Source organism: Olsenella uli, from assembly GCF_016899935.1.
Lineage (GTDB): Bacteria > Actinomycetota > Coriobacteriia > Coriobacteriales > Atopobiaceae > Thermophilibacter > Thermophilibacter uli_B.
Genome location: NZ_JACJJK010000005.1, coordinates 94846 through 116654, shown reverse-complemented (window position 1 = coordinate 116654; position 21809 = coordinate 94846). Strand labels below are relative to the sequence as shown.

The 21809-nt window shown below is 66.4% G+C and carries 17 protein-coding genes and 1 pseudogene; 15 read left to right on the top strand and 3 right to left on the bottom strand.

The window, feature by feature from the left end; genetic code table 11:
• Positions 1-81: 81 nt before the first annotated feature.
• The 4 genes from H6A07_RS05940 to H6A07_RS05925 all read left to right on the top strand — a co-directional run bounded on the left by H6A07_RS05940 (position 82) and on the right by H6A07_RS05925 (position 7541).
• A complete protein-coding gene (locus H6A07_RS05940) occupies positions 82-2817 on the top strand; it encodes a phosphoenolpyruvate carboxylase (RefSeq protein WP_204814015.1) in 2736 nt (911 codons plus the stop codon).
• A 669-nt stretch (positions 2818-3486) separates the two neighbouring features.
• Positions 3487-4953, top strand: a complete 1467-nt coding sequence (locus H6A07_RS05935; protein ID WP_204814014.1) for a SpaA isopeptide-forming pilin-related protein — start codon at positions 3487-3489, stop codon at positions 4951-4953.
• Positions 4954-5052: 99 nt separating this feature from the next.
• On the top strand, positions 5053-6507 hold the full coding sequence (locus H6A07_RS05930) for a SpaA isopeptide-forming pilin-related protein (protein WP_204814013.1): 1455 nt from the start codon (positions 5053-5055) through the stop codon (positions 6505-6507).
• 104 nt (positions 6508-6611) lie between these two features.
• The gene (locus tag H6A07_RS05925; protein WP_204814012.1) at positions 6612-7541 is read left to right on the top strand and encodes a class C sortase; all 930 of its coding nucleotides are present in this window, start codon (positions 6612-6614) and stop codon (positions 7539-7541) included.
• Here the strand turns inward: H6A07_RS05925 and H6A07_RS05920 are convergent.
• On the bottom strand, positions 7502-7819 hold the full coding sequence (locus tag H6A07_RS05920; RefSeq protein WP_204814011.1) for a helix-turn-helix domain-containing protein: 318 nt from the start codon (positions 7817-7819) through the stop codon (positions 7502-7504). The two genes, H6A07_RS05925 and H6A07_RS05920, sit on opposite strands and share 40 nt — an antisense overlap.
• Positions 7820-7938: 119 nt before the next feature.
• Here H6A07_RS05920 and H6A07_RS05915 point away from each other — a divergent pair, with 119 nt between their 5' ends.
• The 7 genes and pseudogenes from H6A07_RS05915 to H6A07_RS10630 all read left to right on the top strand — a co-directional run.
• Positions 7939-8268: a MarR family transcriptional regulator gene (locus H6A07_RS05915; protein ID WP_204814010.1), complete on the top strand. Its 330-nt coding sequence runs from the start codon at positions 7939-7941 to the stop codon at positions 8266-8268.
• Positions 8269-8569: 301 nt separating this feature from the next.
• Positions 8570-9091, top strand: coding sequence for a hypothetical protein (locus tag H6A07_RS05910; RefSeq protein ID WP_204814009.1), 522 nt, complete (start codon positions 8570-8572; stop codon positions 9089-9091).
• A gap of 460 nt (positions 9092-9551) precedes the next feature.
• The gene (locus H6A07_RS05905) at positions 9552-11930 is read left to right on the top strand and encodes a SpaA isopeptide-forming pilin-related protein (protein WP_204814008.1); all 2379 of its coding nucleotides are present in this window, start codon (positions 9552-9554) and stop codon (positions 11928-11930) included.
• A gap of 103 nt (positions 11931-12033) precedes the next feature.
• Entirely contained in the window at positions 12034-13491 is a 1458-nt protein-coding gene (locus H6A07_RS05900) for a SpaH/EbpB family LPXTG-anchored major pilin (protein WP_204814007.1), read from the top strand.
• A 211-nt stretch (positions 13492-13702) separates the two neighbouring features.
• Positions 13703-14818: a class C sortase gene (locus H6A07_RS05895; protein ID WP_204814006.1), complete on the top strand. Its 1116-nt coding sequence runs from the start codon at positions 13703-13705 to the stop codon at positions 14816-14818.
• Entirely contained in the window at positions 14811-15788 is a 978-nt protein-coding gene (locus tag H6A07_RS05890) for a class C sortase (protein WP_204814005.1), read from the top strand. Before H6A07_RS05895 ends, H6A07_RS05890 begins: the two co-directional genes overlap by 8 nt.
• A 54-nt stretch (positions 15789-15842) precedes the next feature.
• Positions 15843-16852: pseudogene (locus H6A07_RS10630) on the top strand (IS256 family transposase); the annotation flags it as partial.
• Here the strand turns inward: H6A07_RS10630 and H6A07_RS10625 are convergent.
• Positions 16785-17204 (bottom strand): IS1/IS1595 family N-terminal zinc-binding domain-containing protein, encoded by a 420-nt coding sequence (locus H6A07_RS10625; protein ID WP_440589996.1) that lies wholly within the window; start codon positions 17202-17204, stop codon positions 16785-16787. The pseudogene H6A07_RS10630 and the gene H6A07_RS10625 sit on opposite strands and share 68 nt — an antisense overlap.
• 235 nt (positions 17205-17439) lie before the next feature.
• On the opposite strand from H6A07_RS10625, the gene H6A07_RS05875 reads away from it, so the two are divergent.
• Positions 17440-17655: a hypothetical protein gene (locus tag H6A07_RS05875; protein WP_204814003.1), complete on the top strand. Its 216-nt coding sequence runs from the start codon at positions 17440-17442 to the stop codon at positions 17653-17655.
• 53 nt (positions 17656-17708) lie between these two features.
• Here the strand turns inward: H6A07_RS05875 and H6A07_RS05870 are convergent, their stop codons facing one another.
• Positions 17709-18602, bottom strand: coding sequence for a PPK2 family polyphosphate kinase (locus H6A07_RS05870; RefSeq protein WP_204814002.1), 894 nt, complete (start codon positions 18600-18602; stop codon positions 17709-17711).
• 177 nt (positions 18603-18779) lie between these two features.
• Here H6A07_RS05870 and H6A07_RS05865 point away from each other — a divergent pair, with 177 nt between their 5' ends.
• From H6A07_RS05865 to feoB, 3 genes are all read left to right on the top strand, one after another.
• The gene (locus tag H6A07_RS05865; protein WP_204814001.1) at positions 18780-19010 is read left to right on the top strand and encodes a FeoA family protein; all 231 of its coding nucleotides are present in this window, start codon (positions 18780-18782) and stop codon (positions 19008-19010) included.
• Positions 19011-19059: 49 nt separating this feature from the next.
• On the top strand, positions 19060-19299 hold the full coding sequence (locus tag H6A07_RS05860) for a FeoA family protein (RefSeq protein ID WP_204814000.1): 240 nt from the start codon (positions 19060-19062) through the stop codon (positions 19297-19299).
• Between the two features lie 127 nt (positions 19300-19426).
• A complete protein-coding gene (gene feoB, locus H6A07_RS05855; RefSeq protein WP_204813999.1) occupies positions 19427-21676 on the top strand; it encodes a ferrous iron transport protein B in 2250 nt (749 codons plus the stop codon).
• The last annotated feature ends 133 nt before the right edge of the window (positions 21677-21809 follow it).

The following is a 21809-nucleotide window of genomic DNA, read 5'->3' as shown; positions in this document are numbered from 1 at the left end:
CCGCCCGCACGTGAACATCGCGTTTCTCGCGTGGGTCTTTCTTGAGCGGGCTTCCGCGTTCCCGTGCGCTCGGGGTATCGTATGGGTGACCGTCCGTCCGGCAAAGGAGCAACGTTGGCCGAGAAGAACGTGCGCACGGCAGACCTGACCGATACCATGCCGTCCCTCAACGTCCCCGAGAGCATCGCCGCGAACCTCGACCTGTTCCTGCGGCTGGTGCGCACGGTGCTCGAGGAGTTTGACCCGTCTCTGCTCGAGACCTTTGACGTCCTGCTCTCCGACGCCTTCCGCGCGAGCGCGGACTCCGCCGCGGAGACGCCCGACGAGCGCGCCGCCTTCGACGAGCTCGAGCGCACGATTGACGCGCTGGACGAGCGCGGTGCCACGCTGCTCATGCGCGCCTTCGTGGCCTACTTCCACCTGGCCAACATCTGCGAGGAGCACTACCGCGTGACCTCGCTGCGCGAGCGCGAGTCGGCCGTGGACCCTGCCGCGGACGCCGACCCGATCAACGACCTCACCGTGGCCTACCGCCGCCTGGTGGACGAGTGCGGGCGCGGCAAGGCGGCCGCGCTGCTCCAGCGCCTGGAGTTTCGCCCGGTCTTCACCGCGCACCCTACCGAGGCGCGCCGAAAGGCCGTCGAGGGCAAGATTCGCCGCATCTCCGCGCTGCTGGAGGAGCGCTCGCGTCTGGGCGGCCTCGCGCTCGCGGAGAACGAGCGGCGCCTGCTGCAGGAGATCGACGCCCTCCTGCGCACCTCGCCGATCGCGCACAAGAAGCCGACGCCCGTCGAGGAGGCGGACACGATCGTCGAGATCTTTGACAGCACGCTCTTTGACATGGTGCCGGACGTCTATCGGCGCTTTGACGACTGGGAGCTCGGAGAGCGCGCCGGCACCGTGCCGCCCGTCTGCCCGGCGTTCTTCCACCCCGGCAGCTGGATTGGCTCGGACCGCGACGGCAACCCCAACGTCACCGCCCGCGTGAGCCGGCAGGTGGCCGAGAAGTTCCGCGTCCACGTGCTGGAGCGCCTGGCCGACGCCACGCAGACCTGCGGGCGCAACCTCACGCTCGACGCCGTGTCCACGCCGCCCTCCGACGCCCTGGTCAACCTCTGGAACCACCAGGTCGAGATGAGCGAGGAGCTCACGGCGCGCGCCCTCGGGATCTCCGCGAGCGAGCTGCACCGCGCCGCGATGCTCGTCATTGCCGAGCGCCTGCACGCCACCGTGGCCCGCACGGCCGACGTGATGTATCGCAGCGTGGACGACTACCTCGCCGACCTGCGCGTGGTCCAGGACTCGCTCGCCCGCGCCGGTGCCGCCCGCGCGGCGTACGGCCCGGTGCAGCGCCTGATCTGGCAGGCCCAGACCTTTGGCTTCCACCTCGTGGAGATGGAGTTCCGCCAGCACTCGCTCGTGCACGCCCGCGCGCTGGCGGACATCCGCGAGCACGGCCGCTGGGGCGAGCGCGGGGAGCTCGCGCCCATGACGCGCGAGGTGCTGGACACCTTCCGCGCGATCTCGCAGATCCAGCGCAGGAACGGCGTGGACGCGGCGCGCCGCTACATCATCTCGTTCACGCGCTCGGCCGAGGACGTGGCTGCGGTCTACGAGCTCGCGCATCTGGCCTTCGCGCACGAGGCGGACGTGCCCGTGCTGGACGTGATCCCGCTCTTCGAGCAGGCCACCGACCTCGAGCACGCGGTGGAGACGCTCGACCAGATCGTCCGCCTGCCCGAGGTCCAGCGCCGCCTGGCCCAGACGGGCCGCCGGCTGGAGGTCATGCTGGGCTACTCGGACTCCTCCAAGGACGTGGGCCCCACGGCGGCCACGCTCGTGCTGCACGCCGCGCAGGGCGCGATCGCGCGCTGGGCGGAGGACAACGACATCGACCTCGTCCTCATGCACGGCCGCGGCGGCGCGGTCGGGCGCGGCGGCGGGCCGGCCAACCGCGCGGTGCTCTCGCAGCCGGCGGGCTCGGTGAACGGCCGCTTCAAGCTTACCGAGCAGGGCGAGGTCATCTTCGCGCGCTACGGCAACCCCACGCTGGCGCGCCGGCACGTGGAGTCGGTCGCGGGCGCCACGCTTTTGTCGAGCGCGCCCTCGGTCGAGCTCACCAACACCGAGATGACCGAGAAGTACGCGGACCTCGCGGCCGAGCTGGACGCCGCCAGCCGCGAGCGCTACCTGGACCTGCTGCACACCGAGGGCTTTGCGTCGTGGTTCTCCACCGTGACGCCGCTCGCCGAGGTGGGCCTCATGCCGATCGGCAGCCGCCCGGCCAAGCGTGGCCTGGGCGCCGCCTCCCTGGACGACCTGCGCGCGATTCCGTGGATCTTCTCGTGGAGCCAGGCGCGTGTGAACTTGGCCGCGTGGTACGGCCTCGGCACCGCCTGCGAGCGCGTGGGCGACCTCGCGCGCCTGCGCGCGGCCTACGCCGAGTGGCCGCTCTTCCAGACGTTCGTCGACAACATCGAGATGTCGCTCTCCAAGGTGGACGAGCGGATCGCGCGGCTCTACCTCGCGCTCGGCGACCGCGACGACCTGGCGGCCAAGGTTCTGGAGGAGATGGAGCTCACGCGGCGCTGGGTCCTCGCGATCGCCGGCGATGACTGGCCGCTGCAGAACCGCCGCGTGCTGGGGCCCGTGATCCGCATGCGCCTGCCGTTCGTGAACGTGCTCTCCGTGACGCAGGCGCTCGCGCTGCGTCGCCTGCGCGCGGGCGGCCTCGCGCCGGAGGAGCTCGAGCGGCTCACCTACCTTATCCTCTGCACCGTCTCCGGCGTGGCCGCCGGCCTGCAGAACACGGGGTGACGCGAGCGGGCGTTCTTCTCGCCGATCGTGGGGGAGACGAGGCCCGTCCCGGACCCCGCTCCCCCGAAATCCCGTGCATGCAGGCCTGCGAACGGGTACAATCGGTGGCGAACAGGGGCGTAAGCCCTCCTGTTTAACGGGCAGTATGAGCTTAGGCTCAGGGACAGCCGTCTGACGGGGCGGCTGTTCCCATGTAACGCGACCTAAGCTCACGGGCGGTCCTACCTAACGATCAGGATGAGGGCGCTCAGCGTCGCCAGAAGCACGGCGCATGAGAGAACAAGCACAGTGAACTTGGTCAATGGGAACCCTCCAATCTTCCTGCGAGACTCGGAGGGCGCCGCCTGTCCGCTGTTCTTATCGTAACACCTTTTCTGCAAAATAGAAACATGTGTTCTATTTCTCCGGTGAGGACGTGAGGAACCCCGCACGTCACCGGGCCGTTTATATGAATTCACATCCGGATGTTTATGCGAGAAGGGCCGAGAAGCACGACCCTCAAGCCCGTCACACGTCCGGTCGCCGAGAGAATCCCGACGCTCGCCCGGGACCGACGACCCCCGATTATGACCATCCCTCCCCCCATGCTTTTAGGATGGGTCTAGCTTGACCTTATCTGAAAACGTGCAGGTATAATCCAATTTTTGCCGCAGCATAGGGGGGACAGAGATGACACGGTGGAAGAGATTTCGCGCCATTGTGGCGACGGTCGCCGCGGCCCTGATGGTCCTCTCGGTCGCGCCCGTGGCCGCGCCGGCCGCCTCCCTCGGGACGGGCACGGCGCGGGTCACCGGGGTCGCGGGCGCCACAAGCGTCAGCCTCTACAAGGTGACGTCGGTGAGCGTGGGCCCGGACAACGAGCTCGTCTACACCAACGAGCCCGGGTACAACTTCATCTTTGACTCGTACCTGAACGGGGACGAGGCGACGCGGGAGCGGATGGCCAACCAGATCGCCAACCTCGTTCCCGACGACGCCCGGCCCAGCTACGCTGCCCCCGGCACGGAGGGCTGCTCGATCGAGGGCGACGTTGCCACGTTCACGGGCATCGACGCGGGCCTCTACGTGGTGCGGGTGGACGCTGATGAGGCAGGCTGGTGCTTCCAGACGACGATTCTCGGCGTGGCGCCGCCAAAGCCCGAGGCGGGGGAGGCCTGGGGCGCTCCCGTGGGCGAGGTCGCGCTCAAGAAGAACCCGGACCTCGTGGGCACCACGCTCGCGAAGGAGGTCTCCGCGGACGGCGAGAGCTGGGAGGAGGACGGCGACCTCGACACGGCCTCCGTCGGCGACACGGTCTCCTTCCGGGTGAGCGTGGCCGTGCCCACCTACCAGGGCCTCTCCGATAACGCGGACATCACGTTCGACGTCGTGGACAGCCTGCCGGCCGGGCTGGAGTACGTGAGCGGCTCGGCGCGCCTCCAGCTCGACGGCGAGGGCTTCTCCTCCAGCAGGGGCGTCAGCGTCCTCTCCGGCGCGGACGGTGCGCGCATCAAGGGCTCCCTCGGCGCGAAGGACATCAAGAACGCAGGCGGCGGGACCCTCTCGCTTGTCTACCAGGCCCGGCTCACCGCCGACGACCTGTGCGGGACGCTCGGGGGAGACGCCCACGTCGAGTACTACAAGCACGCCACCGACGACTTCTCCGCCGGCTCGGACGACCTCGTCACGACCGACGCCGTCTCGGCGAGCGTGACCCTGTATGGCGCGAGCGTGACCAAGGTTGCCGGCGAGCTGCGCGACGACGCGGTCGTGGGCTCCTCCGACGACGAGCGCCTCGACGGCGCCGTGTTCGCCCTGGAGCGGCTGGTCGACGGCGAGTACGTCCGCGTCGCGGACGCTCTCGACGCCTCACCCACGGCGACGGTCCGCGCGCTTCCCGCCGGCTCCTACCGCTGGGTCGAGCTCGAGGCGCCCGAGGGCTACCAGCTCAACGAGACGCCGCTCGAGTTTGTCCTCGGCGACGGGGACGAGCAGGGCTTCGTGGACGCGCGCTACTTCGGTGACCTCGAGGAGGTTCCCAACCTCCCGTCGCTGCCGTCGACCGGCGGCGCCGGCACGGTCGTGCTGAGCGCGGCGGGCTCCGGCCTCGTGGTCGCGGCGGTCGCCCTGACGGCCCGCGCGCGCAGGGAGCACTGAGCACACGGTTCTTCTCGGCAGAGATGCCGATGAACGGCTTTGTAAGCGGGCGCGCTGCGCCCTGGGTGCCGCACGTGCGGCAGTGAGAAGGGGGTTTCTATGAGGTTGAAGGAGAGGCTGAGAGGCGTCGTCGCGGCCGTCGCGGCAGCGGCGCTGGCCCTCTCGGTCGCGCCGGTCACGGCGCTGGCGGCGGGCACGCCGCTCCAGAAGGGCAACGCCACGGTCACCGGCGTGAACGGCGCCGGGACCATCGAGCTCTACAAGGTCGCGTCGGTCTTCATCGGCGAGGACAACGAGCTCGACTACGAACTTGAGCCCGGCTTTGACTTTGACATCCAGGACTACATGGACGACCCGGAGGTCGTGGCCAACCAGATTGCCAAGCAGCTCGGCGACCAGGAGCCCACGTACTCCAAGTCCGCCGGATTCTCCACCACCGCCAACTTCTGGGACATCGACGCCGGTCTCTACCTGGTGAAGGCCACGTCCGAAAAGGCCGGCGTGAGCTGGCAAACCACGATTCTCTCGTGCGTGCCGCGCGCTCAGGACCCCTCGAGCGGCAACTGGGGCAAGCCGAGCGGCACCGTGGAGCTCAAGAAGAACGACGACACCGTCAACAGCTCCCTCACCGTGCAGGTGTCCGACGACGGGGAGACCTGGACCGACTCGGTCGATACGCTCGACCGTGGCGACACCGTGTACGTCAAGGTCACGGTGGACCTGCCGACCTACAACGGCCTCACCAAGGACTCGGGCATCAACTTCGTGCTGTACAACTCCCTGCCCGAGGGCCTGAGCTTCGTGGATGACTCCGACTCCCGCACGGTCAACGGCGAGAAGGTCGGCATGCTCACCAACAACAAGCAGTCCGACGGCACCTTCCAGACGCGCGTCTCCCTGAGCTCCTCCGACCTCATGAAGGTCGAGGCGGGCGACCAGCTCGTGCTCACGCTCGAGGCTACCGTCGACGGCGGCCAGGTGGGCACCCTCACCGACGAGACCTACGTCGAGTGGTACCGCCACGTGACGGACGACGATCCCACCACGACCACGGCGACCGAGAAGACCGAGGCGGACGTCGTCCTCTACGGCGCGAACGTCACCAAGGTCGTCGGTACCGAGCAGGATGGCGCGGTCGTCGGCTCCGCCGACGCCGAGAAGCTCTCCGGCGCCAGCTTCAGGCTCGAGAAGTGGAACGAGGACACCCAGGCGTGGGAGACCACGTACGGCGGGGGCAGCATCGCCGCCAACAAGGGCGCCGACAAGGCGACCACGGCCGACCAGCTCTCCCTCGGCGCTGGCACCTACCGCTGGACCGAGACCGTGGCGCCCGACGGCTACCAGCTCAACGAGACGCCCCTCGAGTTCGTGCTCGGCGACGGCGAGAACGAGGCCAAGAACGTCGAGGCCTCCTACTTCGGCGACCTCCCGAAGACCCCGCTCTCCTCGCTGCCCTCGACCGGCGGCATCGGTGCGGTGGCGCTGACGGCTGCGGGCGCCGGCCTCGTTGCCGGTGCGGCGTACCTCGTCGCGCGCGCTCGCAAGGACAGCTAGCCGACATGTGGAAAAGGGACAGTCCCTTTTCCACATGAGACGGGGCGGAGGGGCTGCGGCGCCCTCCGCCCCGCGCGCGTTGGTTTCGGGTCCGAGGGGGTGTGGTGAAGAGGGTTCGTCTCGCCATCGCGGCGGTCGCGTTTGTCATGGGCGTGGGCCTCATCGCCTATCCCTACGTCAGCGACTATGTGTACAAGCAGCGCCAGCACGAGGTCATCTCCGTCCAGGACCAGATCGTGGACGAGGCCGGCGAGCAGAGGCTCGCCGAGGAGACGGACCGCGCGCAGGACTACAACGAGCAGGTCGCCGCAGGCGGTTCTTCCGCTGTGATTCCCGAGGGCTCCGACGGCTCCGCAGGCTCCGACGAGGCGTACGAGAGCCTGCTCAACCTCGGCGGCGACGGCGTCATGGGCACCCTCTCCATCCCCAAGATCGACCTGCGCGTCCCGATCTACCACTACACCGACGCCGCCGACCTCCAGCAGGGAGTCGGCCACGAGCCCGGAACCTCCCTGCCGGTGGGCGGCCCCTCCACGCACGCCGTCCTCGCCGGGCACAACGGCCTGCCGGCCGTGAAGATCTTCGACCGGCTGGACGAGCTGAAGCCGGGCGACTACTTCGTAATCGAGACGCTGGGGAAGGAACTGGCCTACCGCGTCACCAGCACGGAGACCGTGCTGCCCGACGAGACCGAGAGCGTGGCCGTCCAGGAGGGGAGGGACCTGGTGACCCTGGTCACCTGCGTCCCGTACGGCGTGAACTCGCACCGCCTGCTCGTCCATGCCGAGCGCTGCGAGCTGCCCGCCGAGTGGACGGAGCGGGGAGCGGGCGCGGCGGGGGAGCCGACTGCCGCCGAGGCGGCGCCGGGCGTGCCGCTCACCGCCCTCACGGTCGCGGGCATCGCTGTCGTGGCGGCATGCGCTCTGGTCGCGCGACACGTGCGCCGCACGCGGGCCCGGAGGGCGCGCGGCGGCAGGCACTTCTCAGGAGACGATCACCGGGCCTCTTCATCCAGACGCTCGGGAGGGCGATAGGCGCCCCGGCCGTCCACGACGACGCAGGGCTCGCCGCCGTCGTACTCGATGCCGCCGGCGGCGTCGATGCCCTGCACCAAGAAGGAGATCGTCACGTCGAGCCCGCGCGCGATCCGCTCGATGGTGTCGAGCGTGGGCGACTTGCGTCCGTACTCCACGTCCACCAGATATGACTTGTTGGTCCCGATGATGAGCGCAAATTTCCTCAACGAGAGGCCGCGCTCAGCACGAAGCTGGCGGACCCGTTTGCCAAAGGCTTGTCGCGTTGCGCTGCTCATAGTGTATTGCAGCGTATAGGCCCTCTTCTTGCGAATGTACGTCTATAGACGTACACTCAACAGCCATCGAAGCAAGTCGGACGGCGCGCCGGGGGTCGCGGCAGCGGGGGAGGTCACCAATGGTCGATGGTTCTGCCATGTTCGAGGAGTCTGACATCAGGACGCTGCGCACCCCGCCCTCGTCCCGGATTCGCAACACGCCCAACGGGCCGATTCGCCTGACCCCCTCTGAGCTGCAGATTATCAAGTTCCTGGAGCGTCACGAGGGCCATCCCTGCTCCAAGGCGCAGATTGCCGCCGCCATAGGGAGAAACGAGAAGACCGTGAACCGGCTGCTCAGCCGCATGCGGCGCGACCAGCTGGTGATCTCGCAGGCCGTCCACTCGGAGAACGGCGCCCAGCTGGCGAACGTCTACCGCCTCACCAAGTGGGCAACCGAGGAAATGTAAAGACTTGTGAAAGGCCCGTTCTGGCCCCTCCCCCCAAGCTCGCGCGGCGATGGTCCGGCGTGGCGCTGGGGCGCGTTCCGTACGGTGCGGATTCGCGGTCTCACTACCATACCTGTATGGTAATGAGATGATACCCCCTCCCTATGAAGTTGTATGTGTGATGTGAAATAGATACCTCCACCCCCTCTACCAGCGGAAAAGCTGAAACACAGCCAAACCTAAACTCGAGCTTAAAAGTGAGGGGCGTCCTGTGCCCATGCACGGGATGTTTCGGAACGCAGACGAGTTTGGGGGCTGCCCAATGAACAAAAGACGAAGGAGAGGGCTGGTTCTTGGAATCCTCTCGGCGGTCGTCCTTCTTGGCGTCCTTGCCGTGGGCTTGGGCACGCAGAGGGCGTATGCCGCTGATGGCGGAAGCGAGTACACCACTACGGCGGACATGTCCGACGAGGCGCGTGCCGCTGTGGGCGGTGACGTCAAGGTGACCGTGAACGCGCCGAACGGCGCGCTGCCCGAGGGCGCCGAGCTGTGCGCCAAGCTCCTGAGCGACGACGCCGACACCCAGGCCGTGGCCGACGAGCTCGACAAGGCCGAGGTCTCCTACGACGGCTTCACGGCGCTCGACGTGTACTTCACCGACGCCGACGGCAACGAGGTCGAGCCGTCCGAGGCCGTGGACGTGAGGTTCGAGCTCCCCCAGGGCGCGCTGGGCGACGACGTGGACGCCTCCACCCTCGCCGTGCAGCACCTGGCGGAGAACGACAAGGGGGGGGGTCGAGAAGGTCGAGACCGTGGCCCAGACCGCCGATGCCGGCAAGGCTAAGGCGGCCGATGCCGAGAAGGGCGCGGGAACCGTCGAGGCCAAGGCCGACAACGTGACGGCCGACTTTTCCGTGGATAGCTTCTCCACCTTCACGATTACGTGGGGCTATTATTCTGGATACAGGCCAGAAATTCAGATTCACTGTGTTGACGAATCCGGGGCCGAAATAGGTTCAAGTCTAAGTGACATCGTGCGCAACAACTGGATTACGCTGTCCGAAATTGCCCCTCAAATTCCTGGCTATACGTATCAGCATGCTGAGCTTGCTCGAAATGCCAATTCGTTGGATGGAAAAGCTGACCTAGTGCAGCTGCAAAATAGCAGCAATAGGTGGCAGTACAGGAATCAAATCAGTGGCAAATGGACAAACGTTGGCAACAACACCGTTTACTTGGTGTATACGCCGAACGCCGAACTGGAGACCGTCGACACTGTGGACAGCGCTGACAAGGGCGTCCATATGTACATGTTCGACTACGCCGACAACGTGCGCCAGTTCAACGGCGGCGAGTACACCGAGAACGGCCGCACGGGCGACGTCAAGGAGGGCATGACCACCCCCACCACTACGAACGGTTGGCCGAGCCTGACCGGGCAGTATGAGACCCCAAATCGATCACTCAGTTGGCTCTTCGGCAGCTCCCAAAACGCCTTCAGCGTCGACAACTCCCATGCCGTGAACCACCTCTTCCGCTTGGACAAGTACAACGAGGACGGCACCTTCTACTACAGCTCCTTCGAGAACTTCGCGACGCTCGCCAACGACGACGATGACAACTTCACCCTCTACAACGCGCTCGGATCCCCCGCCGGCGGCACCCCGTACTACTTCCAGCGCGGCAACTTCATGCCGTACAACGACCTCGACACGAGCAACGTGATCAGCCGCAACCACTACACTGCGGAGGGCGAGGAGCTGCATGAGGGCGACCCGGGCTACAACGACCCCATCTACGGGCTCCAGGGCAGCAACGACTTCCACTTCGGCATGTACGTGTGGGCCGACTTCTACCAGCCGCAGGGCGGTCAAGTCGAGGCCAACGACCAAAACGGGGACGGCCAGCCGGACGGTGATCCGAAGGACATGGTCTTCGAGTTCACGGGCGACGACGACATGTGGGTCTACATCGACGGCGTCCTCGTGCTCGACCTCGGCGGCATCCACGACGCGCAGAGCGGCACGATCAACTTCGCCACCGGCGAGGTGCGCTACACCGACACGACGATCGACCAGGACCACACCGATCGGCCGAACACGCCCGAGTGGCACTCGACCACGATCAAGGCCCAGTACGAGGCCGCGCGCCAGGAGGGCTCGGTCGACTGGAACGGCGACACCTTCGCCGACGGCTCCAACCACCGCATCCAGATCTTCTACATGGAGCGCGGCGAGGGTGCCTCGAACCTCAAGATCAGCTTCAACCTCAAGACCATCCCCGACGGCCAGCTCGCCGTCCACAAGGAGGTCGAGAACTACTACGCCCCGCAGCTCGCGGACGTCACCTACACCATGCAGGTGAAGGTTGGCGGTCAGCCTTATGCGAACCAGCAGTACACCATCCAGGGCACGAGCATCACGGGCACCACAGACGAGAACGGCTACCTCACGCTGAAAAACGACCAGACCGCGGTCTTCCCCGATCTCCAGGTGGACGACAAGGTCACGGTACAGGAGGTCGGCACCTCGGACATAACAGAGCCGGGAGCTCATATCAGCGATAAGTACGACATGAGTTGCACCGTGACGGACGGCGCGGGGGAGGACATACCGGGGAGCAGTGTTGAGAACGGCGTCGCTTCTGCGACGATGCCCGGCTACGGTAGCATCGTGGTCAACGTCACGAACAAGGCTACCTTCACCCGCCCGCTCAAGCTCGTGAAGCAGTTCTCCGGCACCGAGGGCAACACGGCTCCGGCAGACTTCCAGGCTACCTACACGCTTTACGAGTGGACTGACTCTGATTATGACAACGTCGTAGACGACGGCGAGCTTACCCAGGTTGGCAACAACGGCTCCATCAAGTACAGCCAGATGGACGATGACCACTCCTACACCTTCTGGCTGGAACCGAACAAGAACTACTACATCGCCGAGTCTTTCGGCGAGGGAGACGACGATGGCGGGACCGACGCGCTGCCGTGGCGTGGTGTGACGGCGGCTGACACCGATGAGGAAACTCCCGCAGGTGTTGTCCAACTAGTTAACGGTAGCGCCACAAGTGGCGACGGTATCGAGACAATCACTCTGACCAACACATATGGAAAGAACACCGCCAATCTCCAGGTCCTGAAGTACGAGGACACGGTAAATGACGATTGCTACACCGAGCCGACCGAGGGTGACCCGGACAGCGGCGACAAGACCCTGCAGGGCGCTACGTTCCAGCTGTACGAGGAGACCTCTACCGAGCAGAACCCGACGTACAACCCTGATACCGATACTGCCATGTTTGGCACAGCCCAGACTACGAGTGAAGATGGTCTCGCGACCTTCTCCGACCTCGAGCCCGGCACCTACTGGCTCGTAGAGACGAGCGTCCCCGCTGGCTACACCAAGCTCGAGAACCCGCTCAAGATCGTCGTGACCGACGATGGCACCATCCAAGCGGCGCTTCCGAGCGTTGACGAGGACGATAGCGTTACCTACCCGAATCTTGAGAACGCGACCGCCGTTGAGGGGGCGGAGGCCACCTTCCGCGTGACCGTTGAGAACACCGGCATAGACACGCTTCCGAGCACGGGCTCGTCGGGAACCATCGCGATGTCCGCGGCTGGCGTCGCCACCGCTGCGCTTGCAGGTGTCTACCTCTTCCAGAAGCGCAAGGGTTTTCAGCACTAACTAATCGATTGGCTGCCGCCCGCAGAGGGCGGGCGGTAGCCCCATCACGGTAACAGCCGGGCGACCGCCCGGAGGTTATAGCAGGCAAGTAGGTATGTGGGCGATGCCGAACCAGATCGGCGAGAAGGAGGAAAACATGGCTCACAGTATTAGAAGCAAGCTCAAGGGGATGATGACCGCGCTCGTCGCGCTCGTTGCCACCCTTGCGCTTGTCCCGACGATGGCGTTCGCCGTGGAATGGACAGGAAGCCAGACTGCGTCGATCACCATTAATAACCTTAGTGAGGGCGATACGGTCTCTCTGTATCGTGTGGCTCATGTTCAGCTCAATGATGACAACACGACGACGCTTGTCCCCGAGACTGGAGTTGACCAGGCTGAGATTACCGCGTATCTCGCAGATCAGAGTGAAACCACTGCAGCTGCTTTCGATGGCGAGGGCGTGCCCGTTGGTGGCCCTATCGAGGCGACCGGTTCCTCGCTGACGTTCAACGATCTTCAGGCTGGTCTGTATTACGTTGACGTTGATGGTGTGGAGGGCTACACCTATCAGCAGACTGTCGTCGCGCTGAACGCCGTACCGGACACGGACGGTTCGGGCTGGACGATCGACAACGTCGCAGTTGACCTGAAGAAGGAGTCCGATATCCTCGACAAGACCGTTACGGGCGGTTCCATCAAGGTCAACGGCCAGGATTACGCTGAGGTTGGCGACGAGCTCACCTTTACGGTCAAGTTTGCGATCAACGCGACCGACACCGAGCTTACCCTTACCGATACGATGAGCACGGGTCTTGTGCTGAGCAGCATCGACCAGCTGGTGATTAAGGATGCTGGTGGCACCGTTGTTCCTAAAACCGCGTATTCTGTTAGCGCCAACAATGGTGATCCACAGCTTGTGGTCACCTTTGATGAGGATTGGCTCGCCGAGAAGAATGAGAACGGTACTTCCGCTCATGCTGGTGCTTACACTCTCGAGTACAAGGGCACCATCACCAAGGACGCAACTCTCGACGGCGTGAGCAACGAGGTTACCTCCTCGAACGTGACCGATAGAAAGAGCGACGTTACCGTCAAGTTCACGGGTTTCGACATTGTCAAGTATGCCGATTCGAACAACAGCGGCTCCTATAACGCTGGCGATCAGCTCCTCGACGGCGCCGAGTTTGCGCTTTATTACGACGAGGATTGCACGAAGCCTGTGTATAAGAAGGACGGGACGACTCCTGTTACCTTGACCACTGTTGATGGCAAGGCTTCGACTGACGCCGATACGCTCCTTGAGGCCGGCACGACCTACTATCTGAAAGAGACGAAGGCCCCGGCGGGCTACACGCTCCCTAAGGACCCGTTTGAGATTACGGTGACTTGGAACAACGAGACCCAGCAGCTCGACAAGACGTTTGCCCTTAAGAACACTCCTTCCACTACTAGTGATGGCGTGAACCTCCCGACCACCGGTGGCGCGGGCACCGTCGCCTTCACCGCCGCGGGCGTCGTGATCATCGCTGGTGCTGCGGCGTTCATCGTCCGCTCCCGCAAGAACAACGACAACGCGTAATCGGCTCTCCCGATGACGCAGGCCGGGTCTAGGACCTGGCCCCAGGCCCGGCTCCCTCGCGGAGCCGGGCCGCTTTCTACGAAGAAGGGCTGGTGGCAGCGTGGCTGACATGCCGCACAAGCAAGGTCATACGGGGGCGCAGGGCGTGAGGCCGGTGCCCCATGCGCTCTCGTCCTCGTTCTCCCGGCGCGGTCCGGGTGGTGGCGGCGGTATGCCGCACGGTCCTTCTCGCCCCCGCGGTCGCCGAGGCTCGGGCAAGGGCAAAAACGCTAACCGCCGCAACATCATCGTCGCAGTGATCGCCCTGCTTGTTGGCGTCGCCGTCTTCTGCTACCCCATGGTGAGCAACTACCTGCACGAGCAGAACACGAGCCACGTGGTGGCGGAGCAGGCCTCCACCGTCTCCGCCGAGGACGAGGCGACGCTCGAGGCGGCGCGCCAGGTGGCCATCGCCTACAACCAGAAGCTCCTGGACAGCCGCACGGTGGTCACGGACCCGTTTGACCCCAACGCCCAGCGCGTGACCAACGAGGAGTACGAGTCGGTCCTCAACCTGGCTGGCGACGGCGTCATGGGCACCATCACCATCCCCAAGATCCAGGTCCAGATGCCCATCTACCACGGCACCTCGAGCGAGGTGCTGGAGCAGGGCGTGGGCCACCTGCAGGAGACGTCGGTGCCCATCGGCGGGGAGTCCACCCACGCGGTGCTCTCCGGGCACACGGGGCTGCCCTCGGCGAAGATCTTCGACAACCTGGACCAGCTCGAGGTCGGCGACTACTTCATCATCACCGTGCTCGGCGAGGACCACGCCTACCGCGTGACCTCCACCGAGGTCGTGCTGCCGGATGAGACGGATTCGCTGGTGATCCAGCCGGGCAAGGACCTGTGCACGCTCGTCACCTGCACGCCGTACGGCATCAACACGCACCGCCTGCTCGTGCACGCGGAGCGCTGCGACGTGCCGGACGAGTGGCTCAACAAGGGCGACGCCGCCTTCCCGGCCGGCTACTCCAACCCGCCCGACAAGGCGCTCCTGCCGAGCATCCTCATCGGGCTGCTGCTGGCGGCGCTCATCATCGGCGGGTACACCGCGATCCAGCGAGTCAGAAGCAAGCGCGCCGCCGCGCCCACGCCCCCGACCGGCTCCACGCCCACGCTACCGACCAGCTCCGCGCGGGGAGGCGGGCCGAAGCACTACCGTACGGAGGACGCTGCCGGCCCCGGCACTTCTCGCTTCACGGCCAGGCGGCCCGGTGGGACAGCGGGCGCGAGGCCGGTGCCGCGCGGCAGGCACCAAGGCCGGCGAGGGGGCCGTCATGGCTAGCCACCTCTCGGAACCCGATGGGCGCCGCGGCGCGCGACGGCCCGCGCGACGGCCCGCCCGGCGGGGCGGGGTCGTGCCGCTGGTGATCGCGCTGGTCCTTCTCCTTGCGGGCGGGGCGCTGCTGATCGCCCCGAGCGTCGTGGCCATCGTGCAGCAGCAGGAGATGGAGCGGGCGCTCGACGCGCACCGCGAGGAGGTCGTCGAGGACGAGGGCGCCACGGGGGACTCCGACGCGCAGTTCCGCTCCAAGGAGAACGACCCCACCTACCAGAAGCTGGTCGAGTACAACGAGGCCGTCCGCGAGGGGACGGGCGACACGATCAACGACCCGTTCGCGTTCTCGGGAGAGGACCTCGCCGAGCTGGGGCTGCCGGACGGGATCATCGGGTCCATCGACATCCCGAGCATGGGCGTGTCGCTGCCGCTCTACCTAGGGGCGACGTACGACAACATGGCGCACGGGGCCACGGTGATCGCGGGGACGTCGATGCCCATCGGGGGCGAGTCCAACTGCGTGATCGCGGGGCACCGGGGCGTGTGGTACGGCGTGCCGATCTTCCGGGACATCGAGCAGATGAAGGTGGGGGACACGCTCACCATCACGACGCCGTGGGACGTGCTCACCTACCGGGCATACGAGACGTGCGTGATCGACCCCAGCGACGTGGACGCGGTGCGCGTCCAGCCGGGGCGCGACCTGGTTACGCTGTTCACGTGCCATCCGTACGGGCACAACTACCAGCGCTACCTGGTGTACTGCGAGCGCGTAGACAACGCGGAGGCGCAGCCCGCGTCGAGCTCCGCCGAGCGGGTGGTGCGCGCGTTCCTGCCCGCGCCGGCCGCCGACTCGCCCGAACTCACGGTGGAGTTCGTGCTCAAGCTGGTGGGGCTCGCGCTGTTCGTGGTCGTTGCGGTGATGCTGGTGGTGACGATCGCGCGGCGGGCGCGCCGCCGACCGCGGCGGGAGTGAGTCGGGGCCGAGGGCCGCGTCCTTCTCGCTTTTGTCTGCGCCGCTGCCCGCGCGCGGGAGGCCTACCGCGCCGGGCGCTACGACAGGAGCCCGGCCGCGTCGTCCGGCGAGGCAACGATTCATATGCCCAAGCCCGAGGGCATGAGGTTCACCACGGCGGTCGTCGAGCGCTGCCCGGCGCCGGGAGACGAGCGTCGAGGAGGCCATGATCGAGACGTGCCTCGCCGGGGTCTCGACCCGCAGGATGGAGGACGTCTCCGAGATCCTCCGGGGCCCCGGCGTCTCGGCCGCCGCCGTCTCGAACCTCAACGAGAAGGCCTTCGCCTCGGTCGAGGAGTGGAGGAACCGCCCCCTCGAGCGCGCCTGCCCCTACGCCTGCGTCGACGGGATCTACCTCAGGCGCGGCTGGGGAGGCTCATGCGAGAACGTCGCCGTGATGGTCGCCATCGGCGTGAACGACGACGGCTGCCGCGAGGCCGTCGGCGCCGCCGGGGGCCACGCCGAGTCCTCGGAGCGCTGGCGGGGGCTCCTCTCGTGGCTGAGGTCGCGCGGGCCGCGCGGCGTCCGCATGTCCGCCGGCGACGGGGCCGCCGGCATGGTCGGCTCGATCGCCGAGGTGTTCCCGGGGGCGGCGCACCAGAGGCGCGCCGCCCGCTTCTACCGCAACGTGCTGGCCAGGGTGCCCAAGTCCAGGCGGCCGGGGGTCGCCGCGATGCCGAGGGCCATCCATGCGATGGAGTCGCGCGGGGCGGCCGAGGCCAAGGCGCTCGAGGTCGCGTCCGAGCTGGAGGCCTCGAGGCTCAGGGGGGGCCGCCAGGGTGGTGCGCGGGGGCTTCGCCGAGACCCTGACCCACACGCGCCTCCCCCGCGAGCGCTGGCGGCGCATACGCACCAACGACGCCATCGAGCGGCCCGACCGCGAGATCCGCAGGCGGACCCGCGTGGTCGGCGCCTTCCCCGACGGGAGCTCCGCCCTCATGCTCGTGACCGCGAGGCTCAAGTACGTCGCCGAGAGCGAGTGGGGCTCCCGCCGCTACCTGGACGTGACGCTGCTGGAGGAGTAGCTGCACGGGGCGGGCCTAGGGGCTGTCCGAAAGTGCGCAAGAATCTTGACGGTACCACCACCGCGTCTCGTCGCATCCAGATGCCGTCGAGGCGCACGACGTCATGGACCTCGCCGGTCGCGTGGGCTATGGGCCAGATTCCCCAGACCCAGGAGGTCCTTCTCCGGAAGCTGGTGCGGCTCCCCGGGAGCTCGGAGGTCGTGCGCTTCGAGAGCAGCCGCCGCAGGAACGCCCCGAGCTCCTTGGCCCTGGTGTCGATCCTGCGCACGGAGGAGGCCCCGCACGCGGGGCAGCGCCAGCGCCGCGTGCCCGCCTTCGTCTTGCCGTCCCTCTTTATCGTGCCGCCGCACACGGCGCATTTCGGATTCGCCACAGGCCCATCCCGTCTCGAGGTAACTCCTCTCGCGGAAAAGGTTGCCTGAGCTGGGGTGTCAAGGGATGCCCGGACACACTTTCTGAAACACCGGGAAGTCGGGGCGAGCCAACTCGGGAGGGTGGTTTTCTGCGCCCTGGCTGCGGGGACGGCGCTGTGACAGACACACTTTCTGCAACATAACCCGATTCCGGCGGAGGGCGGACGTTACGGTGTGGCGTTCAAGCGGCCTCGCATAACCGTTGAGCTCAAGTTCGCGCGCGACGCATCGGACGAGGAGCTGAGCGAGCTGGCGCGCGAGGCCCTGGCGCAGATTGCCGAGCGCTCCTACGACGCCGATGCGCTGCCGGGATGTGCCTCTGGGCGCCTGCGCTACGGCGTGGCGTTCTCGGGCAAGCGTGCGGCGGTCGCCGTGGAACGGGTGGCGTGACGCGCGCTAGGGCTTTTCGGCTGTTTTTCTCGGCCGCCCTTCTCGCCCGGTCGTCAGTCCACGTCTGCGGCGGGGCCGTCCGTGAGGGCGTCGCGGCAAGCGGCGAGGCGGCTCTGCTGCTCGCGCGGCAGCTCGGGGTAGCGGGGGTCGATGTCCTCCAGCACCGAGCGCAGCGCCTCGGAGACCAGCGTGCGCGCGACCCACTTCTGGTCGGCGGGAATCACGAGCCACGGCGCACGCTCGGTCGCGGTCGCGGCGATCATGTCCTCGTAGGCGTGCTGGTAGTCGTCCCACTCCATGCGCTCCTTGAGGTCGCTCTCGGAGAACTTCCAGTTCTTGGCCGGGTCGTCGATGCGCTCGAGGAAGCGCTCGCGCTGCTTGTCCGCGCTCACGTTGAGGAAGATCTTGACCACGCGGTTGCCGGTGCGCCAGAGGTAGCGCTCGAAGCCCCGGATGTCCTCGAAGCGTTCCTGGAAGTAGCGCTTCTCGCTCATGTCCAGGCAGCGGCCCGGCAGTCGGTAGTCACGCCAGAGCCCGCGGACGCGCACGACCAGGCACTCCTCGTAGTAGGAGCGGTTGAAGACGGCGATCTTGCCGCGCGCGGGCAGCGCGGAGAAGCTGCGCCAGAGAAATCCGTGCTCGCGGTCCACGCTGGTCGGCTGCTTGAAGCTGCGCACGTCGATGCCCGTGGGGTTGATGCCGCCGAGGACGTGGCGGATCGTCGAGTCCTTGCCGGCCGCGTCCATGGCCTGCAGGATCACGATGACGCTCTCGCGCGCCTCCGCGTAGAGGCGGTCCTGGAGCTCCTCGATGCGCGCCTTGTTGCGCGCGAGCCGCTCCTCCCAGGCGGGACGCTCGTCGCCGTCCACCTTGAGCGAGGTGGGGAAGCGGTCCAGCCTGAAGTCCTTCTCGCCCGTTACCGTGAAGTCACGAATGCTCTTGTCCATGCGCGCTCCCCTCGAGTCGGCCTTGTCTCCTTGTTCCCGTTTTTCGCGGTGCGCCTCGATGCCAAGAGATGCCACGGGCGCACCCCAATCGGCGAACGGTACTTGCGCCTCCGCAAGTTAGTCGTATATTACTTTGTGTTGAGTTAGTGGACGGTAACTCTATGGGAGGCAGCTCACATGGCATCACCCCAGCTTCCGCTGGCGATGGCGGGCACAGAGGAGGTCGTTCGCGTGGCGCGCGTGCGCGGCGCCGCCGAGCTGCGGCAACACCTCGCGGAGCTCGGCTTTGTGGAAGGCACCGAGGTCAAGGTCGTCTCGCGCGCGGCGGGAGACGTCATCGTGACCGTCAAGGGTGCGCGCCTGGCGCTCAACCGCGCGATGGCGAGCCACATCACCGTGACGCTCTGAGCCGTCGGCGAGCCGCCGGCGACTTTGGGATAGAGAAGAAAGGAAGGCTATGGCAACACTCAAGGATGTGAAGGTGGGGGAGAGCGCGACCGTGTCGGCCCTCACGGGCACCGGCGCCCTCAAGCGCCGCATCATGGACATGGGCCTCACCAAGGGCACGCGCGTCTACGTGCGCAAGGTCGCGCCGCTCGGCGACCCGCTCGAGCTCACGGTGCGCGGTTACGAGCTCTCGATCCGCAGGGACGAGGCGTCCTCCATCGAGGTCACCAACGTGGCGCGGGGCGAGTAGCGCGGGCAGGAAGGATGCGCGCTGCGGACGCGGCCGGGAACGGCCGTTTTTCTCGACCCAATAGTTAACCGAATCTAACAAATGGCACCACACAAGTAGCAATTGGCTAACTTGAGAAAGGCAAGGTATGGCAGAAACCATGATTGGTCTCGCAGGCAACCCAAACTGCGGCAAGACCACGCTGTTCAACGAGCTCACGGGCTCAAACGGGTACGTCGGCAACTGGCCGGGCGTCACCGTTGAGAAGAAGCAGGCTGCCTGGCGGGCCGACAAGAGCGTGACGTTCGTGGACCTTCCCGGCATCTACTCGCTCTCCCCGTACACGCCCGAGGAGGTCGTCTCGCGCGACTACATCGTGGGCGAGCGCCCCGACGCGGTCATCAACCTCGTTGACGTGACCAACCTCGAGCGAAACCTCTACCTCACCACGCAGCTGCTCGAGGCGGGCCGCCCGGTGGTGGTGGGCCTCAACATGTGCGACCTGCTCAAGGAGCGGGGGGACGTCGTCGATTCCGCCGCGCTGTCCCAGCGCCTGGGTGTGCCGGTCGTGGAGGTCTCCGCGCTGCGCAACACCAACCTGGACGCGCTGGTCAACAAGGCCGTGGCCGCCGGTCGGGCGGGCAGGGTCCAGCCTGGGGTGCCCTGCTTCTCGCCCGAGGTTGAGGACGCGCTCGGCAAGATTGCGGCCATCGTCTCCGGCAGTTGCGACGCCAGCCTCGTGCGCTGGTATTCCGTCAAGGTCTTTGAGCGCGACGCCGAGGCCGTGAAGGCCCTGCACCTCACCTCCGCCCAGCTCAACCAGGCCGAGAAGATCATCAAGGCCGTCGAGACGTCCCGCGACGACGACGCCGAGTCCATCATCACCTCCGACCGTTACGACTGGATCGCCTCCGTCATGGATACCTGCGTCAAGAAGGCTCCCAAGAAGCTCAGCATGTCCGAGAGGATCGACAAGGTCGTGACCAGCCGCGTGCTGGGCCTGCCGATCTTTGTGGCGGTCATGTTCATCGTGTACTACATCGCGGTCTCCACGGTGGGCGACTGGGGCACCGTCTGGGCCAACGACCAGGTCTTCGGCGAGGGCTGGGAGCTCTTTGGTGTGGCGATCCCGTCCATCCCCGCGGTGGTCGAGGGGTGGCTCGCTGCGGCGGGCGCCTCTGACATGGTGAGCTCGCTCGTGCTCGACGGCATCGTGGGCGGCGTGGGATCCGTCCTGGGCTTCATTCCGCAGATGCTCGTGCTGTTCATGATGCTCGCATTCCTCGAGGACTGCGGCTACATGAGCCGCGTGGCCTTTGTCATGGACCGACTGTTCCGCCGCTTTGGCCTCTCCGGCAAGAGCTTCATCCCGTTCCTCATCTCGTCCGGCTGCGGCGTTCCCGGCGTCATGGCCACCAAGACCATTGAGAACGAGAAGGACCGTCGTATGACGGCCATGCTCACCACGATGATCCCGTGCGGCGCCAAGACGCCGATCATCGCACTCGTGATGGGCGTGCTCGTGGGCGGTGCGGACGCCTGGTGGGTAGCGCCGATGTTCTACTTCCTGGGCCTCGCGGCGATCGTGGTCTCCGCGCTCATGCTCAAGAAGACGCGGATGTTCGCTGGCGAGCCCGCCCCCTTTGTGATGGAGCTTCCGGACTACCACCTGCCCGCGCTCAAGAGCTGGTGGCTGCACGTGTGGGAGCGCATCTCCGCGTACCTCAAGAAGGCCGCGACGATCATCTTTGCCGCGTGCGTGATCGTGTGGTTCCTCTCGAACTTCGGCTTTGCCTCGTGGGAGGGTGGCGACGGCTCCTTCGGCTTCCTCGCCTCGCTGCCGGGCGCGCCCGAGTACAGCGCTGACTACTCGCTGCTCGCCATCGTGGCCGGTGCCATCTCGTGGATCTTCGCGCCGCTCGGCGCCGATAGCTGGCAGGCGACCGCCGCTTCCATCAACGCCCTCATCGCCAAGGAGAACCTGGTCTCCACCTTTGGCACGATCTTCGGCCTGGGTGAGGCCACCGAGGGCGACCCCGTCATGTGGCAGGCCTTCGCGGCCATGTTCACCGACGGGGCAGGCGTCATGCACGCGGGTGCGATGTGCGCGTTCGTGGCGTTCAACATGCTCGACGCGCCGTGCTTTGCGGCCATCGGCACGATCCGCAAGCAGATGGACTCGCCCAAGTGGTTCTGGTTCGCGATCGCCTACCAGTGCGTCTTTGCTTGGTGCGTGGGTCTGATCATCAACCAGCTCTGGGAGCTCTTCGTGCTGGGGAATTTCGGCGCGTGGACCGTGGTGGCGTTCGTGCTGCTCGCGGGCATGATCTTCCAGATCGCGCGCCCGATGCCGCGTGAGGAGCGCGCGGACGAGAAGGTCCTCGCTCAGCTGGCGTAGCGGGCGGTTTTGGCGCCCCTCTTCCGGCCGATGCGCACTGGAAGAGGGGCATCTGCGTCGAGTCTGTACTTTTTGGCCCTTGCCTCAAGTACAGACTCGATTTCGTTTGTAAAACTGCAGGTAGATAATTGAT

Bases quoted from the DNA above. Each gene is read 5' to 3' on its own strand.
- H6A07_RS05870 (WP_204814002.1), bottom strand. From the start codon at position 18,602: ATGGACAAGAGCATTCGTGACTTCACGGTAACGGGCGAGAAGGACTTC.
- H6A07_RS05900 (WP_204814007.1), top strand. From the start codon at position 12,034: ATGCCGAACCAGATCGGCGAGAAGGAGGAAAACATGGCTCACAGTATT.
- H6A07_RS05935 (WP_204814014.1), top strand. From the start codon at position 3,487: ATGACACGGTGGAAGAGATTTCGCGCCATTGTGGCGACGGTCGCCGCG.
- H6A07_RS05895 (WP_204814006.1), top strand. From the start codon at position 13,703: ATGCCGCACGGTCCTTCTCGCCCCCGCGGTCGCCGAGGCTCGGGCAAG.
- H6A07_RS05940 (WP_204814015.1), top strand. From the start codon at position 82: ATGGGTGACCGTCCGTCCGGCAAAGGAGCAACGTTGGCCGAGAAGAAC.
- H6A07_RS05865 (WP_204814001.1), top strand. From the start codon at position 18,780: ATGGCATCACCCCAGCTTCCGCTGGCGATGGCGGGCACAGAGGAGGTC.
- H6A07_RS05915 (WP_204814010.1), top strand. From the start codon at position 7,939: ATGGTCGATGGTTCTGCCATGTTCGAGGAGTCTGACATCAGGACGCTG.
- H6A07_RS05860 (WP_204814000.1), top strand. From the start codon at position 19,060: ATGGCAACACTCAAGGATGTGAAGGTGGGGGAGAGCGCGACCGTGTCG.
- feoB (WP_204813999.1), top strand. From the start codon at position 19,427: ATGGCAGAAACCATGATTGGTCTCGCAGGCAACCCAAACTGCGGCAAG.
- H6A07_RS05920 (WP_204814011.1), bottom strand. From the start codon at position 7,819: ATGAGCAGCGCAACGCGACAAGCCTTTGGCAAACGGGTCCGCCAGCTT.
- H6A07_RS05930 (WP_204814013.1), top strand. From the start codon at position 5,053: ATGAGGTTGAAGGAGAGGCTGAGAGGCGTCGTCGCGGCCGTCGCGGCA.
- H6A07_RS05905 (WP_204814008.1), top strand. From the start codon at position 9,552: ATGTACATGTTCGACTACGCCGACAACGTGCGCCAGTTCAACGGCGGC.
- H6A07_RS05910 (WP_204814009.1), top strand. From the start codon at position 8,570: ATGAACAAAAGACGAAGGAGAGGGCTGGTTCTTGGAATCCTCTCGGCG.
- H6A07_RS05890 (WP_204814005.1), top strand. From the start codon at position 14,811: ATGGCTAGCCACCTCTCGGAACCCGATGGGCGCCGCGGCGCGCGACGG.